This window comes from Arthrobacter sp. GCM10027362 (assembly GCF_042679445.1).
Classification (GTDB): domain Bacteria; phylum Actinomycetota; class Actinomycetes; order Actinomycetales; family Micrococcaceae; genus Crystallibacter.
This window is the reverse complement of record NZ_JBHTML010000425.1, coordinates 1-709: the sequence shown is the minus strand read 5'-3', so window position 1 is coordinate 709 and position 709 is coordinate 1. Positions and strand designations below refer to the sequence as shown.

Genomic DNA, 709 nt, shown 5'->3' with positions numbered 1-709 from the left:
CGCGGCGGACTCGCCGCAGACCCCGACGGGCTTGGGCGCATCCCAGGAAGCCGCCCGGGGGCCGTCGAACAGGCCCTGCACCAGGCGCAGCACGGCCGGCTGCCACGGGTCGTTGAGCACCGCGAGCGGGCCGAGCTGGCGGTCCGCCGCCATGGTGTACTGGGTCAGGTCGTTGGTGCCCAGCGAGGCGAATGCCACCCGCTTGAGGATGCTGCCGGCGGTCAGCGCCGCAGACGGGACCTCCACCATGACCCCCGGCGTCCGCAGTCCCGCGGCGGCGCACAGCTCGGCGAAGCGGCCGGCCTCCTCGGCGGTGGCGATCATCGGCGCCATCACCCAGATCTCGGCCCGGCTCCGCGCCGCGGCCTCGGCAATGGCCTGCAGCTGGCGCTCCAGCACCCCCGGAGAGGTCCAGTCCGTGCGGTAGCCGCGCACGCCCAGGGCCGGGTTCGGCTCGGTGGCATCGGTGAGGAAGGGCAGCGGTTTGTCCGCCCCGGCGTCCAGGGTGCGGACCACCACCTTCTTGCCTTCGAAGGCGTCGAAGACGGCTTTGTACGCTTCAACCTGCTCGTCGACGGAGGGCTCCTCGCTGCGGTTCAGGAAGCAGAACTCGGTGCGCAGCAGGCCCACGCCCTCGGCGCCGGTGGCGGCGGCCACCGCAGCCTCCGGCCCGCCGCCCACGTTGGCCAGCAGCGGGATGCGGTGGCCG

At 73.9% G+C, this 709-nt stretch carries 1 protein-coding gene; it reads right to left on the bottom strand.

Annotation, left to right across the window (positions count from 1 at the left end; all coding sequences use genetic code 11):
* The coding region (locus ACFQ36_RS23140; protein WP_377017960.1) for a putative PEP-binding protein at nucleotides 1–709 on the bottom strand (709 nt) is incomplete at both ends.